The organism is Pseudomonas sp. FW305-25 (assembly GCF_017351415.1).
Lineage (GTDB): Bacteria > Pseudomonadota > Gammaproteobacteria > Pseudomonadales > Pseudomonadaceae > Aquipseudomonas > Aquipseudomonas chlororaphis.
In genome coordinates this window covers 202,234-218,048 of record NZ_JACNDE010000004.1, presented here as the reverse complement: position 1 = coordinate 218,048, position 15,815 = coordinate 202,234, and the positions used below count along the sequence as shown (strand labels likewise).

At 62.6% G+C, this 15,815-nt stretch carries 12 protein-coding genes; 7 read left to right on the top strand and 5 right to left on the bottom strand.

Annotated elements, in window-relative coordinates; translation table 11 throughout:
• The first annotated feature begins 48 nt into the window (after nucleotides 1-48).
• The 3 genes from J4E58_RS06280 to J4E58_RS06270 are packed head-to-tail and all read left to right on the top strand — an operon-like array spanning nucleotide 49 to nucleotide 2,416.
• Complete coding sequence (locus J4E58_RS06280; RefSeq protein ID WP_087089029.1) at nucleotides 49-798, top strand: 5-oxoprolinase subunit PxpA; 750 nt, start codon at nucleotides 49-51, stop codon at nucleotides 796-798.
• Nucleotides 795-1,502, top strand: coding sequence for an allophanate hydrolase subunit 1 (locus J4E58_RS06275; protein ID WP_087089027.1), 708 nt, complete (start codon nucleotides 795-797; stop codon nucleotides 1,500-1,502). Before J4E58_RS06280 ends, J4E58_RS06275 begins: the two co-directional genes overlap by 4 nt.
• Nucleotides 1,499-2,416 carry a biotin-dependent carboxyltransferase family protein gene (locus tag J4E58_RS06270; RefSeq protein ID WP_087089025.1) on the top strand — a complete coding sequence of 306 codons (918 nt, stop codon included), beginning with the start codon at nucleotides 1,499-1,501 and terminating at the stop codon, nucleotides 2,414-2,416. Before J4E58_RS06275 ends, J4E58_RS06270 begins: the two co-directional genes overlap by 4 nt.
• Nucleotides 2,417-2,558: 142 nt before the next feature.
• Here the strand turns inward: J4E58_RS06270 and J4E58_RS06265 are convergent, their stop codons facing one another.
• From J4E58_RS06265 to J4E58_RS06255, 3 genes are all read right to left on the bottom strand, one after another.
• Nucleotides 2,559-3,737, bottom strand: coding sequence for a VWA domain-containing protein (locus J4E58_RS06265; protein ID WP_087089023.1), 1,179 nt, complete (start codon nucleotides 3,735-3,737; stop codon nucleotides 2,559-2,561).
• A 12-nt stretch (nucleotides 3,738-3,749) separates the two neighbouring features.
• Nucleotides 3,750-4,595: a MoxR family ATPase gene (locus J4E58_RS06260; RefSeq protein WP_053260017.1), complete on the bottom strand. Its 846-nt coding sequence runs from the start codon at nucleotides 4,593-4,595 to the stop codon at nucleotides 3,750-3,752.
• Nucleotides 4,596-4,738: 143 nt separating this feature from the next.
• Nucleotides 4,739-5,812, bottom strand: a complete 1,074-nt coding sequence (locus J4E58_RS06255) for a DUF748 domain-containing protein (protein WP_087089021.1) — start codon at nucleotides 5,810-5,812, stop codon at nucleotides 4,739-4,741.
• Between the two features lie 133 nt (nucleotides 5,813-5,945).
• Here J4E58_RS06255 and cysK point away from each other — a divergent pair, with 133 nt between their 5' ends.
• The 4 genes from cysK to J4E58_RS06235 all read left to right on the top strand — a co-directional run bounded on the left by cysK (nucleotide 5,946) and on the right by J4E58_RS06235 (nucleotide 9,947).
• Nucleotides 5,946-6,920, top strand: coding sequence for a cysteine synthase A (gene cysK, locus J4E58_RS06250; protein ID WP_007926882.1), 975 nt, complete (start codon nucleotides 5,946-5,948; stop codon nucleotides 6,918-6,920).
• A 261-nt stretch (nucleotides 6,921-7,181) separates the two neighbouring features.
• Nucleotides 7,182-8,120, top strand: coding sequence for an aspartyl/asparaginyl beta-hydroxylase domain-containing protein (locus J4E58_RS06245; RefSeq protein WP_009042631.1), 939 nt, complete (start codon nucleotides 7,182-7,184; stop codon nucleotides 8,118-8,120).
• Nucleotides 8,121-8,465: 345 nt separating this feature from the next.
• Nucleotides 8,466-9,335, top strand: coding sequence for a DMT family transporter (locus J4E58_RS06240; protein WP_087089019.1), 870 nt, complete (start codon nucleotides 8,466-8,468; stop codon nucleotides 9,333-9,335).
• A 225-nt stretch (nucleotides 9,336-9,560) separates the two neighbouring features.
• Nucleotides 9,561-9,947, top strand: coding sequence for a hypothetical protein (locus J4E58_RS06235; protein WP_087089017.1), 387 nt, complete (start codon nucleotides 9,561-9,563; stop codon nucleotides 9,945-9,947).
• 179 nt (nucleotides 9,948-10,126) lie between these two features.
• Here the strand turns inward: J4E58_RS06235 and J4E58_RS06230 are convergent, their stop codons facing one another.
• Together J4E58_RS06230 and J4E58_RS06225 are read right to left on the bottom strand one after the other, a co-directional pair.
• Nucleotides 10,127-14,167 carry an autotransporter domain-containing protein gene (locus J4E58_RS06230; RefSeq protein WP_087089321.1) on the bottom strand — a complete coding sequence of 1,347 codons (4,041 nt, stop codon included), beginning with the start codon at nucleotides 14,165-14,167 and terminating at the stop codon, nucleotides 10,127-10,129.
• A gap of 711 nt (nucleotides 14,168-14,878) precedes the next feature.
• Complete coding sequence (locus J4E58_RS06225; protein ID WP_087089015.1) at nucleotides 14,879-15,793, bottom strand: DMT family transporter; 915 nt, start codon at nucleotides 15,791-15,793, stop codon at nucleotides 14,879-14,881.
• Nucleotides 15,794-15,815 lie beyond the last annotated feature (22 nt).

The following is a 15,815-nucleotide window of genomic DNA, read 5'->3' as shown; positions in this document are numbered from 1 at the left end:
CGCGTGATCCCCGCAGCCAACATGACAAACGCTACAGGAGCACTGACCGTGAGCCGCCTGTTATTGAATTGCGACATCGGCGAAAGCTTTGGCAACTGGACCATGGGCCTGGATGCCGAGGTGATGCCATTCATCGATTGCGCCAACATCGCCTGCGGTTTCCACGCCGGCGACCCGAGCATCATGCGCAAGACCGTCAGCCTGGCCCTGGCCAATGGCGTGCGCATCGGCGCGCACCCGGCGTACCAGGACCTGGCCGGTTTCGGCCGCCGCTCCATGGCCTACGGCGCCCAGGAACTGCAGGACCTGCTGCACTACCAGATCGGCGCCCTCGACGGCATCTGCCGGGCCCAGGGCACTCGGGTGAGCTACGTCAAACCCCATGGCGCCATGTACAACGACATGATGGCCAACCCGGCGCAGTTGCGCGCGGTGATCCAGGCGGTTGCCGCCTACGACAAGACATTGCCGCTGATGTTGATGGCCACCCGTGACAACGGCGCGGCCCAGGCCCTGGGCGACGAGTTCGGCGTGACCCTGTGGTTCGAAGCCTTCGCCGACCGTGCCTACGACAACGCCGGCCATCTGGTGTCGCGGCAACTGCCGGGGGCGGTGCATCACGAACCGGAAAAGATCATCGCCCAAGCGCTGACCATCGCCCGCGGCGACGCGCTGCTGGCCAGCGACGGCAGCGCCTTGCACCTGCAGGCCAATACCCTGTGCGTGCACGGCGACAACGCCAGTTCGGTGGCCGCCGTGCAGCGTATCCGTGCGGCCCTTGCGCAGTTGCCAGCATGAAAATACGCCTTGAAGTGGTGGCCATCGATTGCCTGATGGTGCGCCTGTTCGATGCCATCGCCGAGGCCAACATGCCGTGGATGCTCGCTGCCAGCGAGCGCCTGCGGGCGGCCTTCGGCGGGCAGTTGATCGATCTGGTGCCGTCCTATACCACGCTGATGGTGCACTACGACCTGACTGCCCTGAGCCCGTCCCAGGCGCGGGAACTGATCGATCTGGCGCTGACCGACCTGACTCCCGACTCGCGCACTGGCGGCCAGCGCCATGTGCTGCCGGTCTGGTACGACCTCAGCGTCGGCCCGGAGCTGAGCCTGTTGTCGCGGCGCAGCGGCCTATCGGTGAACGAGGTGATCCGTTGCCACAGCGAGCGTGAATACCAGGTGTTCGCCCTGGGTTTCGCCCCGGGTTTCGCCTTTATGGGGCTGGTGGACGAAGTGCTGGCCGCGCCGCGCCTGGATACCCCACGCAAGCGGGTGGCGGCCGGTAGCGTGGGCATTGCCGAACGGCAGACCGCGGCTTATCCGGTGGTGTCGCCGGGGGGCTGGAACCTGATCGGACGTACGCCGAGCCGCCTGTTCGATCGCGAGCGCGATGGCTACAGCCTGATGCAACCGGGCGACAGTGTGCGTTTCGCCGCGGTGGACCACGCCGAATTCATCCGCCTGGGCGGTGACGACACGCCACTTCCGGAGGCACTGGCATGAGCCGCCTGACGATCGAAGCCAGTACGCCCTTGTGCCTGTTGCAGGATGCCGGTCGCTTTGGCGTGCGGCACCTGGGCGTGACCCAGGGCGGCGCGCTGGACTGGGTGTCGATGTCCTGGGCCAACTGGCTGCTGGGCAACGCCCTGGATGCGCCGGTGATCGAGATCACCCTGGGCGGTTTCAGCGTGGTCGCCGAGGAACTGTGCCTGCTGGCGCTGGCGGGCGCCGACCTGGGGGCCTGTATCGACGAGCGTCCGCTCAGCCCGGGGCGCAGCTTTATCCTGCAAAAAGGCCAGCGGTTGCGTTTCACCCAGCCGTACCAGGGGGCGCGGGCCTACCTGGCGGCGCCCGGCGGTTTCAATGCGCCCAAGGTGCTGGGCAGTTGCGCCAGCGTGGTCCGCGAGGAACTGGGCGGGCTCGACGGCTTCGGCCGGCCACTGGCCGCGGGCGCGCGGCTGGAGTATTGCGGGGCAGGGACGAACCTCAAGGCGCTGTCGGGCAAGCAACTGCCGGACCTGCAATCGAAGGCGCCGCTGGAGGTGATTCTCGGGGCGCAGATCGGCCAGTTCAGCGGGCAGAGCCTGTTCGATGCCTTCAACAGTGCCTGGACCCTGGACAGCCGCGCCGACCGCATGGGCATGCGCCTGCTGGGGCCGTCACTGCGTTATCAAGGGGCGCCGATGATCTCCGAGGGTATTCCCCTGGGGGCGATCCAGGTGCCACCGGACGGCCAGCCGATCGTGCTGCTCAACGACCGGCAGACCATTGGCGGGTATCCACGGCTGGGGGCCTTGACGCCCCTGGCGCTGGCGCGGCTGGCGCAATGCCTGCCGGGCAGCGAAGTGCGCCTGACGCCGGTGGTGCAGGAGACGGCGTATCGGCAGCAGATCGAGTTTTTACGGCGGTTTGTCTGAACCGATGTAGCCGCTGCCGCAGGCTGCGATAAGGCCCGAAGGGCCTTCAAGCGGACTCAAGAGCGCGTCTGCTTCGTCGGAGTGCCGCCCAAGCCGATCGCAGCCTGCGGCAGCGGCTACAGGGATCGCGTTGGATGGGATCCTATTTGGAGAGAAACCGCATCCCTTCTTCCAGGCCGCGCAAGGTCAGCGGGTACATCTGGTCTTCGATCAGCTCGCGCACGATGTTGGTCGAGGCGGTGTAGCCCCAGGTGTCTTTCGGGTAGGGGTTGATCCAGATGAGCTTCTTGTACTTCTCCATGAAGCGCTGCATCCACACATAACCGGCTTCTTCGTTCCAGTGCTCGACGCTGCCGCCGGCCTGGGTGATTTCGTAGGGCGCCATGGCGGCGTCGCCGACGAAGATCACTTTGTAGTCGGCGCCGTACTTGTGCAGCACGTCCTGGGTCGAGGTGCGTTCCGAGCCGCGGCGCAGGTTGTTCTTCCACACCGATTCATAGATGAAATTGTGGAAGTAGTAGTACTCCAGGTGCTTGAACTCGGTCTTGCAGGCCGAGAACAGCTCCTCGCAGATCTTCACATGGGCATCCATGGAGCCGCCGATATCGAACAGCAACAGCAGCTTGATGCTGTTGCGTCGTTCCGGGCGCATCTGGATGTTCAGCAGGCCGGCGTCGCGGGCGGTGTGGTCGATGGTGCCGTCGATGTCCAGCTCGTCCGCCGCGCCCTGGCGGGCGAACTTGCGCAGGCGGCGCAGGGCCACCTTGATGTTGCGCGTGCCCAGTTCCACCGAGTCGTCGAGGTTCTTGTACTCGCGCTGGTCCCAGACCTTGACCGCCTTGGCCTGGCGCTTGCCGGCATCGCCGACGCGGATGCCTTCCGGGTTGAAACCGCCGGAGCCGAAGGGGCTGGTGCCGCCGGTGCCGATCCACTTGTTGCCGCCGGCATGGCGTTCCTTCTGTTCTTCCAGGCGCTTCTTGAACTCTTCGATCAGCTTGTCCAGGCCGCCGAGGGACTGGATCTGCGCCCGTTCCTCATCGGTCAGCGAGCGCTCGAACTCCTTGCGCAACCAATCCTCGGGGATCAGTGCCTGCAGGTGGTCGTCGAGTTTTTCCAGGCCGTTGAAGTAGGCGCCGAACGCGCGGTCGAACTTGTCGAAGTGCCGTTCGTCCTTCACCAGGATCGCCCGGGACAGGTAATAGAACTCGTCCATGTCGGCGAAGGTCACGCGCTGCTTGAGCGCGTTGATCAGGTCGAGCAGCTCGCGCACCGACACCGGAACCTTGGCGGCACGCATTTCATTGAACAGGTTGAGCAACATGACAATGCCCTCTCAGCGGGTGCCACGACGGCTCATGAATGCCAGGCGTTCGAGCAGTTGTACATCCTGCTCGTTCTTCACCAAGGCGCCGGCCAGCGGCGGGATGGCCTTGGTCGGATCACGTTCGCGCAGCACCGCTTCGCCGATGTTGTCGGCCATCAGCAGCTTGAGCCAGTCCACCAGCTCGGAGGTCGAAGGCTTCTTCTTCAGGCCCGGCACCTTGCGCACGTCGAAGAACACGTCCAGCGCTTCGCTGACCAGGTCTTTCTTGATGTCCGGGTAGTGCACGTCGACGATTTTCTGCAGGGTGGTGCGGTCGGGGAAGGCGATGTAGTGGAAGAAGCAGCGGCGCAGGAAAGCGTCCGGCAGCTCTTTCTCGTTGTTGGAGGTAATGATGATGATCGGGCGCTGTTTGGCCTTGATGGTCTCGTCGATTTCGTAGACGTAGAACTCCATCTTGTCGAGTTCCTGCAACAGGTCGTTGGGGAACTCGATGTCGGCCTTGTCGATCTCGTCGATCAGCAGGATCACCCGCTCCTCGGATTCGAAGGCCTCCCACAGCTTGCCCTTCTTCAGGTAGTTGCGGATGTCATGCACCTTGTCCACGCCCAGCTGCGAATCGCGCAGGCGGCTCACCGCGTCGTATTCGTACAGGCCCTGGTGAGCCTTGGTGGTGGACTTGATGTGCCAGGTGATCAGCCTGGCACCGAAGGACTCGGCCAGTTGCTCGGCGAGCATGGTCTTGCCGGTGCCCGGTTCGCCCTTGACCAGCAGCGGCCGCTCCAGGGTGATGGCGGCATTGACTGCCAGCTTCAGGTCATCGGTGGCGACGTACGCGCTGGTGCCTTCGAACTTCATCTGCAATTCCTCGAACGGTAACGCCGACGTGCATCGAGCAGGTCGGAAGAATAAAACACGAATGGCCGACTATAGCGCGCCGCCCGGCCGACTGTGAACGCAGACGCCCCATTCAGTCTCTGAATGGGGCGTCACGTGGTGACTCAGTCAGTGGATGGTTTGGGACGCTCATACTGGGCATTGAAGGCCTCGATGAAACCATTGCGTAAAATCTGCAAAAAAGCCTGGAATGCGCTGATATCACGCTGATGTACGCTGCCTTTGAGTTCGACCCGGGTAGCGAACTGGTTTTTCCCCTGGTTTTTCAGCACGGTTTCGCTGACCCCCACCAGGGCTTCCCAGATCGAACGGAATATCCCTTTGTCCTTGTTCTCGACATCCTGTTGCCAATTGAACACATCGACATCGCGCAGCAGCGGCTTGATATAGCCGGTGAGCTGGCCCTTGTTGGCTTCGGCTTCGATCACCAGGTCGCCGTGGCCGGCGTTGAAGTCGAATTTGCCATAGGCGGCGGCGAAGTCGTTCAAGCGCTTGAGTTCGATATCCTGCACGCGCAGGCGGAACTCGAAGTCCTGGAAGTCGCTCAGTGGGTCGAAGGTGGCGTTGGTTTCCAGGGGCGCATGGCCCAGCAGCAGGGCCTTGCCTTCGAGGCGGGCGTCGCGTTTGCCTTGGGTGTCGACCACGTTGGTCAGGTTGTAGGCGCTGGCGTTGACCTGGGTGGCGCTCATGTTCACCGGCGGTTTGGAGTTGAAGTTACGGAAACTGATCTTGCCGTCGCTGACCTGTACTTCGTTGAGGGTGATGGGCAGCAGTTTGTTCAGCTGGGCCCGCCAGTCGGTGCCTTCACCGGTTTGCGAGTTCTGTTTGTTGGCACCGTCGACGAAGTTGACCTGCGGCCCTACGAATTGCACTTCGGCCACCACCGCATGGTCGTACCACAGGGAGCGCCAGCTCACTGACAGATCGACCAGCGGTGCATTGACGAACGGCACCGGCACCTTGCCGTCGACCTTGACGATTTTCAGGCCGTTGATCCGGTAGGCACCGCGCCACAGGGCCAGGTCGACATCGGCGATCTGGCCGCGGTAGTCGCCCATGTTGGCGAGCCGGTCATTGAGGTAATCGCGCACCAGATAGGGCAGGGCGATGTGCAGGGCAACCAGCAGCACCAGCACCCCGGCGAGGGTCCACAGGGGCCAACTGTAGCGACGTTTCATGAGCGTGAGTCTCCAGCCATGTGCCTTATAGCGATTGACTCCCCGGCATCGCAGACGTTCGTCCCGACTGGACGCTCATGGGTGCGAGGCATACCCTTGAAGACTTCCTTTCACGCTGTACAAGGACCCAGCCATGAGCCGCATTTTCGTTGACAACGCCCATTCCATCGGCAATACGCCGCTGGTGCAGATCAACCGCATCGCGCCCCGCGGCGTCACCATCCTGGCCAAGATCGAAGGGCGCAACCCGGGTTATTCGGTGAAGTGCCGGATCGGCGCGAACATGATCTGGGACGCGGAAAGCAGCGGCAAACTCAAGCCGGGCATGACCATCATCGAACCGACCTCGGGTAACACCGGCATCGGCCTGGCCTTCGTCGCCGCGGCCCGTGGCTATAAGTTGGTCCTGACCATGCCGGCGTCGATGAGCATCGAGCGGCGCAAGGTGCTCAAGGCCCTGGGGGCCGAACTGGTGCTGACCGAGCCGGCCAAGGGCATGAAAGGGGCGATCGAGAAGGCCGCGCAAATCCTCGCCAGCGATCCTGACAAATACTTCATGCCGCAGCAGTTCGATAACCCGGCCAACCCGGCGATCCACGAGAAAACCACCGGTCCGGAAATCTGGAATGACACCGATGGCGCGGTGGACGTGCTGGTGGCGGGCGTCGGCACCGGCGGCACCATCACCGGGGTTTCCCGTTACATCAAGAAGACCCAGGGCAAACCTATCCTGTCGGTGGCGGTGGAGCCGAGCGTCTCGCCGGTGATCACCCAGAAGCTGGCCGGCGAAGAGATCAAGCCCAGCCCGCACAAGATCCAGGGCATCGGTGCCGGTTTTGTGCCGAGCAATCTCGACCTGTCGATGGTCGACCGGGTCGAGCTGGCGAGCGACGAGGAATCCAAGGCCATGGCCCTGCGCCTGATGCAGGAGGAGGGGATCCTCTGTGGCATCTCCTGCGGCGCGGCGATGGCGGTGGCGGTGCGCCTGGCGGAAACCCCCGAGATGCAAGGCAAGACCATAGTGGTGGTGCTGCCGGATTCGGGTGAACGTTATCTGTCGAGCATGCTGTTCAGCGACCTGTTCACCGAGCAGGAAAACCAGCAGTAAGGCAGTGGGAAGGTGATCGCCGGCAGGCTCCGCAGGAGCCCGCTTGCCGGCGATCGAAGGCGTGCAGGGCATGTTGCATGGGTACTGACCTGCGTCAGCTGGCGTTCAGCTGGCGTGTGTTAATCAGCGTTTTATTGCACGACTGTTAACACTGATTGTCGGTTTGTGCGGGTTTTTCCAGGGGCCAGGAGTGTTTATCATGGCCGGCTGCCATGCCGGATGAATGCTGCCCCGCCGGTAATTATTTCAAGGAGATATTGCATGAGCCTTTCGTTTGCCGCCAAGTCAGCGGTGTTGCTGCTATTCATCGGCAGCACTCTCTACGTGCATTTACGCGGCAAGGCTCGACTGCCGGTGCTGCGTCAGTTCGTCAACCATTCGGCGCTGTTCGCTCCTTATAACGCCTTGATGTACCTGTTTTCCGGTGTGCCTTCCAAGCCCTATCTGGACCGCAGCAAGTTCCCCGAGCTGGATGTGCTCAAGGACAACTGGGAAGTGATCCGCGACGAAGCCATGCATTTGTTCGACGAGGGTTACATCCGCGCCGCCGAGAAGAACAACGACGCCGGTTTCGGTTCGTTCTTCAAGAAGGGCTGGAAGCGTTTCTACCTCAAGTGGTACGACAAACCGCTGCCGTCGGCCGAGTTGCTGTGCCCGAAGACCGTTGAACTGGTCAGCCGCATTCCTAACGTCAAGGGCGCGATGTTCGCCCTGCTGCCCGGTGGCAGCCATCTGAACCCGCACCGCGATCCGTTCGCCGGCTCCCTGCGTTATCACCTGGGCCTGTCCACGCCGAACTCCGACGACTGCCGGATTTTCGTCGACGGCCAGGTCTACGCCTGGCGCGATGGCGAAGACGTGATGTTCGATGAAACCTATGTGCACTGGGTCAAAAACGAGACCGACAAGACCCGGGTCATTCTGTTCTGCGACATCGAGCGTCCGCTGAGCAACCCGCTGATGACCCGTATCAACCGCTGGATCAGCGCCTGGCTGGGGCGTGCCACCGCGCCGCAGAACCTCGACGACGAGCGCGTCGGCGGGATCAACCAGGCCTATGCCTGGAGCAAGCGCTTCAGCGACCGCATCAGTGGCGTGGTCAAGCAATGGAAGCGCCGCAATCCGAAGCTCTACCGCGTCATGCGTCCGGTGCTGGCGGTGGTGGTCCTGACCGCCCTGGGTTACTGGTTGTTCGGATAAGGCGTTGCAATGAATATCGGGCGCTGGTTATAGTCGGCGCCCGGTGTATCAGAAGATTCACCTTCCACTTCAGAAAGATCAGCACATGCCTCATTCCCTCATCAACGCGGTAGTCGATTCAGCGGTCAACGCTGGCGTCGTGCCGTGCGGGAACCCGCAGCCTGTGCAGATCAGTCATTACCCCCCACCTGTCAGTAGCACGCCGGTGTGCGCCGTCGTATCACCGCCGGGCGTCGTCGTACGGGGCTGATCAGCAACCTTTGCTGTTGCCCGCGCCCGCCAGAAAAAACTACTGAATTTCAGCCTCGGCTGAGTTGGCTATTTGCCTGATTACAGGTGGTATTCATGTTGTTCATATCAAAAAAGTCCGCGCTTGCGGCGGCTTCCACGAGCCTGTTCGTCCTGCTCTGGAGCAGTGGGGCGATCTTCTCAAAATGGGGGCTGGCCCATGCCTCGCCCTTTGCCTTCCTGTTGTTCCGTTTTGCCATCGCCCTGTGCGGACTGGTGCTGTTGATTCCCCTGCTCAAGCTGCGTTTGCCCCGCGGACGCAAGCCGATGCTGTATGCGGTGGCCACCGGGCTGGTGTTGCTGGGGGCATACCAGATCTTCTACCTGCTGGCCCTGGACCTGAAGGTCACCCCCGGAGTGATGGCCACCATCATGGGAGTACAACCCATCCTCACCGTGGTGATCATGGAGCGTCAGCGCTCCTGGAGCCGGATGTTCGGCCTGGCGCTGGGTTTGGCCGGGTTGATCATGGTGGTCTATCAGGGCATCGGCCTGGCCGGCATGTCGCTGGCCGGGATGCTCTTCGGCCTGCTGGCCCTGGTGAGCATGACCCTGGGCTCGATCATGCAGAAGCGCATCAGCGACAACCCGCTGGGCACCCTGCCGGTGCAGTACCTGGCGGGGCTGTTGCTGTGCGCGCTGTTCGTGCCGTTCCAGCCGTTTCACTTCGAGCACAGCGTCGGCTTTATCGTCCCGGCGCTGTGGATGGGGCTGGTGGTCTCGGTGCTGGCGACCTTGCTGCTGTACCGGCTGATCGCTCGCGGCAATCTGGTGAATGTCACCAGCCTGTTCTACCTGGTGCCGGCGGTGACGGCCGTGATGGACTACCTGTTCTTCGGTAATCGGCTGGCACTGCTGAGCGTGCTCGGCATGCTGTTGATCATCGTCGGGTTGGTGTTTGTGTTCCGCAAAACAGCTGATTCATGAGGGCCGGGCGCAGCTTTCGACTTGAGCGAGGGCTGCGCCTTTTTTTGCCTGGGTGCGCCCTTCAGATTGGCCAGGACTGGCCGATAGCAATGATGGCTCATTGCCATTAATTTGTATTCGCTTTTACCCTATTTATTGATGGGTTGGGAATAGGACAAACCTTAAAAATTAAAGATTTCTTCTACACTGACGACATACTCTTCAGGCCCAATGGAGATAGTCAGAATGAGTAGCAAGCTGGTTTTGGCAGGTGTCGGCATGTTTCTAGGCTTGAGTGGAATCTGTTCCGCAGCCCCTCAAAGCATTCAGGGAACGATTTATTTTCACGGCAGCATCGTCGAGGAACCTTGCACGCCAAGCTCGACTGCCCAAGGCGGGGCGGCGTTGAGTCTTCGCCAGTGCCCGCAGTTTTCCCGCGGCAACGACATTCGTGTACACGGCGTCGGCCCATCGAGCTCGGTGACGGCCATCGGCAAATCGCCAGTCAACGTCAAGCTGGTCACGGACAGCGGCAAGGACGGGCGCTACTACGATCAGCAATATGCGCTGGTCGATGAGGTGGGCAAACCGGTCAACTCGGGGATGTACCTGATTACCTTGACGTCGCCATGACACAGGTATAGGCCAATGCCCGGCGCTAGAGCGCCGGGTATTGAATGACCGTCACGGATGCCCCCGTTGTTGCTGGAGGCATGCCTTGACGAAAGGCAAAAAAAGACCGGCAAGTGTTCCCTTGCCGGTCAATCCACAACACACAGCGGCGGGGCCGCCGCTGCGTGATCAGGGCGGGGTCAGAAGCGGTAGCTGGCGTTCAGGCTCAGGCCATGTTCGCTGGCACCGCTGCCCAGTTGCCCGTTGTAGGCGGCGCCCAGGCTCAGCTCGGGAGTCACCCGGGTTTCCACTCCGGCTTCGACCACTGCACTATTACGCGAGTAGGCCGCACCTTCGATACGGAACGCATCGCTGCCGTCGAAACGGTAGGTGTTGGACGGTGTGATGCCGTTCAGGGCGTGTTTCCAGCCGGCGCTGCCGAACACGGTGAGCAACTTGCCGTTGTCCAGCTGCTTGTCGGCGCTGGCGCGCAGACCCAGGGTGGAGAAGGTCTGCTCGTCCGACGCGTGCTTGGCGCGCAGGGCCGCAGGGCCACCACTTTCCTTGAAGCCTTCGCTCTTGACCTGCACATAGGCCAGGTTGGCGAAGGGTTCCAGCTGTACCGAAGGGCTGAGGTCGAAGCGCCGGCCCAGTTCGCCGAAGGCTTGCAGGGTGTTGGCGTCATGCTTGGACTTCAGGTGGTCGCTGTAGCCGGCGAAGTTCACCGAACGCTTGGCGTCGATCCGGCTCCAGGTGTACGCCATGCCGCCGCGCAGGTCGAAGCCGCTGACCTGTGTTCCGCCATAGACACCCAGGTGGATGTTGTCGTTGTCGCTCGAGGAGTCGCGTGACGAGCTCTTCAGTTCGGTGCGGCTGTAGCCGGTCAGCACGCCGACGTGGCCGCGGTCGCCGACCGCGGTATCGACCCCGGTGAGCAAGCCCTTGGTGTCACTGCGCAGGTTGGCGGTATTGCTGTCGCCCTTGACTTCGCCCCAGTTGCCCAGCGTGGTGATCCACGGGGTCAGGCCGGAGTGAGTGTCGCTCGCGGTGTCACGGGCCTGGGCGGCGCTCGCCGAGCGCAGGCGGGTGTTCGCCGCGTCGCGAACCAGGCGGCTGTCCTGGACCAGCGCCGAACGGGTGGAGTTGTGGAACTCGCCGGACAGTTGATCGAAGGCATCCCGTGCCTGGTGGTCATCGGGCAGATAGGCGATGGCCTCGAACAGCTTGTTGTGCACCGGTGGCGTCAGCGCCGGCACGGCCGCGCCTTTCAGGCTTTGTGCCGCAGTGGCCGTGGCCCGCTGGTTGCGGGTGAAGGCGGCTTCCTGGAACAGGCGCGTCTGTTGCACATCCAGGTAGGCGTTGTGGCTGTCGTAGTTGTCCACCAGGTCATAGAAGGTCGAGACCCAGGTATCGCCCGTCAGCTTGTAGCGCCCGCTCAGGCCTTTCTCGGTCGCCAGCACCAGGTAGCGACGGTCCAGCTCGTAGCGTTTGCTGTCGAGTTTGTTCGCCTTGATGATGCTGCCGTCCTCGAGCCGCGCCGCGCCGTTCACCAACAGCCGGTCGTTGGCCCCGGTGCTCAGCAGTTCGGCGTGGAAGGTCGAACCGCTGTGCTGGTCGAGATCGCCGGCCAGGGTCAGGGTGCCGATGGAGTTGCCGGGGGCGATGGTCGCGCCTTTGTGCAGGGTGACGTTGCCGACCTGGCCGTTGCCGGCCAGGGTTGCGCCGTCATACACGTCGGTCGAGCCGCCGAGCTTGCCGTTGACGGCGAGGATGCCCGATTCGACGAGGCTGCGGCCGTGGAAGGCGGAACTGTCGCCGCTCAGCTCGGTGCGCCCGGCACCGCGCTTATAGAGCGTGCCGGTGCCGGAGAGGGCGCCGCCGAAGGTGTAGCCGTTGGCACGGTTGAACACCAGGCTGCCGGGCGCGTCGATCTGCACGTCGCCAAGGATCGAGCCGCTGTTGCCGCCGTTCGCGCCGGCACCCAGTTGCAGGGTGCCGTTGCTGATCAGCGTGCCGCCCTTGTAGGTGTTTTCGCCGGTGAGCACGGTGGTCCCCGTGCCGCGCTGCTCGACCGAGCCGCTGCCGTAGATGACATGGTCGTATTGGTACTGGTTGTTACGGTCGAACACCACCTTGCCATCGTTGCCGATATCGCTGAGCACTTCGCCTTGGCTGCCGTTGAAGGCACCGATGTGCAGGCTGGCGTTCTTGTCGACCTGTACTTGCCCGGCCATGACGTTGTTCAGCAGCAGTTCGCCGCCTTTGACATTCAACTGGCCGGTGAAGCGGCTGGAGTCACCGTTGAACACGGTCTGCCCGGCGATGTGATTGATGCGGCCCTGACCTTCGAAGCCGGCATCGAACTGGTAGTCACGGTCGTTGTGGTTGAACTGGACCAGGCCCTGGCCCTGGCCGAAGACCACGCGTTTGGCTTCCAGCTTGCCCGCGCCCTTGGCGTCGGCGGCCTTGTCGCTGGTCGCTCCCACATAAAGAGCGGCATTGGAGGTGCCGTCGGCGGCGATCCGCAGGATGCCGCTGCCGACTTTGGCCACGCCCTGGTTGGCGAGCACCAGGCTGGCGTTACCGCCCTGGCCCACGGTCAGGTCGCCGAGGGTTTCCCAGAGGCTGCCCGCGCCGTCGATGCTGGCGCTGCCATTGGCGCCCTGGTTGGCACCGATGATGCCGTCCTGGCTGTTTACCTGACCGCCATTCTTGATCTCCAGGGTACCGTTGCCGGCGCCGCCAACCAGCAGCGTCTTGTCGGTGGACAGCGTGCCGTTGTCGACGCTGAGCGTACCGCTTGAGCCTTTGCGCGCGCCGAGGATGGTGTTGCCACCGTTCTGCACCTTGGCCCCGTTGGTGAGCAGCAGCGAGCCGTTGCCCGCCTGGCCGACGATCATGTCGCCCAGGGTCTTCCACAGGCTGTTGGCGCCATCGAGGCTGACGCTGCCATTGGAGCCCAGGTCGGCGGCGATGATGCTGTCCTGGCTGGTGACCTGGCCGCCGTTCTTGATTTGCAGGGTGCCGTTGCCGGCGCCGCCGACGATCAGCGTCTTGTCGGTGGACAGTGTGCTGTTGTCGACGCTGAGCGTACCGCTGCCGCCCTTGAGTGCGCCGAGGACGGTGTTGCCACCGTTCTGCACCTTGGCCCCGTTGGTGAGCGACAGCGAGCCGTTGCCCGCCTGGCCGACGATCATATCGCCGAGGGTCTTCCACAAGCTGTCGGCGCCATCGAGGCTGGCGCTGCCATTGGAACCCAGGTCGGCGGCGATGATGCTGTCCTGGCTGGTGACCTGGCCGCCGTTCTTGATTTGTAGGGTGCCGTTGCCGGCGCCGCCGACGATCAGGGTCTTGTCGGTGGACAGCGTGCCGTTGTCGACGCTGACCGTACCGCTACCGCCTCTGAGCGCACCGAGGACGGTGCTGCCACCGTTCTGCACCTTGGCGCCGTTGGTGAGCGACAGCGAGCCGTTGCCGGCCTGGCCGACGATCATGTCGCCGAGGGTCTTCCACAGGCTGCCGGCGCCATCGAGGCTGGCGCTGCCATTGGCGCCCAGGTCGGCGGCGATGATGCTGTCCTGGCTGGTGACCTGGCCGCCGTTCTTGATTTGCAGGGTGCCGTTGCCGGCACCGCCGACTACCAGCCGCTTGTCGCTGGTCAGCGTCGAGCCGCTGTCGACGATAAGGGTGCCGGAGGCACCGCGGTCTGCGCCGATCAGGGTGTCGCCCTGGGAGCGGGCCTTGGAGCCGTCTTTGAGGGTCAGGTCGGCCGATCCGCCTTTGCCGACGATCAGGTCACCGCCGGTGTTCACTGTCGCGCCGTTGTTGAAGGTGGCCTTGCCCGTGGCGCCTTGGACGGTGCCCAGGGTGAAGCTGTCACCGATGTTCAGTTTGCCGTTGGCGCCGACATTCAACTGGCCCAGGCCATTGTTGGCGGTGCCGACGTTCAGGCTGCCGACCGTTCGTGCGCTGTCCAGTTGCGCGACCTGGTTATTGCGCCCGGCGAGCGGCCGGTCGATGTTGACCGCCTCATTGCTGGCGGGAGCGCCGTTGCTCCAGTTGCCACTGTTTTCCCAGGCGTTGCTGTCGTCGACCCGATGGGGATTGCCGTCTTCGTCATAGACAATGTGATGGGCGTCTCCGGTCCAGTTCGTCGTGGCGAATACGGCCGGGGCGAAGGAGCTCAACGCCAGTGCGACGGCGAGCGCGGTGCTGGAGGGTCTGAAGCTGTGGGGTGTCATGGTTTTCTTTTCCAAGGCGGTGCCTGTGTGGTCGGAGGGATGGAAATGGCGTTGAGTGCGCTATGGGTCAGCGGCGCGCGCCGGGGGTTGAAAGCGTTCGATGGCTGCACGGAAGCGCGAAGCGCCTCTTGGCCGGGAGAGGAGTTTTCTGGCTATGAAGTGCAATAGGACCGGTGCTGTAACAGTGCGGCCTGAGTGATCTGTTCATAAGCGTTGAATAACTGATCAAGTTGTCCGGGGAAGTTGTGAACGGGCCGGTAACTTAATAAAGAAGAAGGCAGGAATATACGTGGGGAGAGAGGTTGGGAACTTTTTTTAAACTTTTCAGAAATATCTTTATGGTGATCGAGAATAATCTTTGTTGATTGTGGTTAGTTCGTTGTTGTTATCAGTGGAACTGTCTGGCGCGGGCTTATTTTGCGAATTGTGTTCAAGTTTTATGGGGTTTGGACGAGGGGTGAAAGAAGGGGGTAGAAAATAAAGACGGCGGGGTAATGATTTTTTTTGCTTGAGGGGATGTTTTTATTGAGAGAGCAGTATTTGTTTTTAGAAGGCGATGATTTTTATTGTTTTAAGTTCTTTTGCCGAAGGGCGGAAGTTACGGTGTCCGATATGCAGTTCGATTCCGCTCAAGCCTGATCGAGACTGTCATGCAAGTGGCGAGCGCGCCCATGTTTCAGGACCGCTCGCAATGTCGGAGAATCGACGCGATCAGCGATCTGCCAGTTCCCGGGGCGAGGCGACCCGGGCCCCTGGCTTGAGGACCAGCCACAAGGCCGCGGCGATCAGCACGCCGCCATACAGGTGAGCCATGGACAGCGGCTCGTCCAGCAGCAACGCGCCCCACAGCACCCCGAACGGCGGGATCATGAAGGTCACGGTCATGGACTTGACCGGGCCGATCGAACTCAGCAGGCGGAAATACAGGATGTAGGCAAAGGCGGTGCAGGCCAGGCCCAGGCCCAGCAACGACAGCCAGACGCTCCAGCCGCCCCAGCTGGCGGGCGGCTGGCTGATGGCGCTGTAGGCGAAGACCGGCAGCAGGAACAGGCTGGCGCCGAGCATGCTGCCCAGGGCCGAGAGGCGACTGTCGAGGCCGCCGGCCTGGTCCAGCCAGCGTCGCGCGAGGAAGCCGGCGAAGCCGTAGCAGGTGGTGGCGAGCAGGCAGGCCAGCGCGCCCAGCAGCAGTTCCAGGTCGAATGCCATGGGGCCGGCGCGGGTCAGGATGCCCACGCCGAACAGGCCCAGGCTGACCCCGGCGATTTTTGGCGGGGTCAGTTTTTCATGGAAGAACAACCCGCCGATCAGTACGCCCATCAACGGCGTGGTGGCATTGAAGATCGCCGAATAACCGGCCGGCAGCACCAGGGCCGCCACCGAGTACATGGTGGCGGGGATGCCGGAGTTGATTACGCCGAGCAGCAGCACGGTCTTGAACTTGCCCTGGAAGTTCCAGCTGATGCGCATCAGCGCGAGGATCACCAGCAGGCCGGTGGCGGCGATGGAGACACGAAAGAATGCCGTGGGAATGCTGCCGATCACTGGAGCGATGATGCGCATGAACAGAAAACTCGCGCCCCAGATCGCGGCCAGGGACAACAAACGCAGGGTATCGACAAGTCTCACGGCGCAACTCCTTTAATAGGCC

Excerpts from the sequence above, each read along its gene's own strand:
- J4E58_RS06245 (WP_009042631.1), top strand. The coding sequence starts at position 7,182 with ATGAGCCTTTCGTTTGCCGCCAAGTCAGCGGTGTTGCTGCTATTCATC.
- J4E58_RS06235 (WP_087089017.1), top strand. The coding sequence starts at position 9,561 with ATGAGTAGCAAGCTGGTTTTGGCAGGTGTCGGCATGTTTCTAGGCTTG.
- cysK (WP_007926882.1), top strand. The coding sequence starts at position 5,946 with ATGAGCCGCATTTTCGTTGACAACGCCCATTCCATCGGCAATACGCCG.
- J4E58_RS06270 (WP_087089025.1), top strand. The coding sequence starts at position 1,499 with ATGAGCCGCCTGACGATCGAAGCCAGTACGCCCTTGTGCCTGTTGCAG.
- J4E58_RS06230 (WP_087089321.1), bottom strand. The coding sequence starts at position 14,167 with ATGACACCCCACAGCTTCAGACCCTCCAGCACCGCGCTCGCCGTCGCA.
- J4E58_RS06275 (WP_087089027.1), top strand. The coding sequence starts at position 795 with ATGAAAATACGCCTTGAAGTGGTGGCCATCGATTGCCTGATGGTGCGC.
- J4E58_RS06260 (WP_053260017.1), bottom strand. The coding sequence starts at position 4,595 with ATGAAGTTCGAAGGCACCAGCGCGTACGTCGCCACCGATGACCTGAAG.
- J4E58_RS06255 (WP_087089021.1), bottom strand. The coding sequence starts at position 5,812 with ATGAAACGTCGCTACAGTTGGCCCCTGTGGACCCTCGCCGGGGTGCTG.
- J4E58_RS06265 (WP_087089023.1), bottom strand. The coding sequence starts at position 3,737 with ATGTTGCTCAACCTGTTCAATGAAATGCGTGCCGCCAAGGTTCCGGTG.
- J4E58_RS06240 (WP_087089019.1), top strand. The coding sequence starts at position 8,466 with ATGTTGTTCATATCAAAAAAGTCCGCGCTTGCGGCGGCTTCCACGAGC.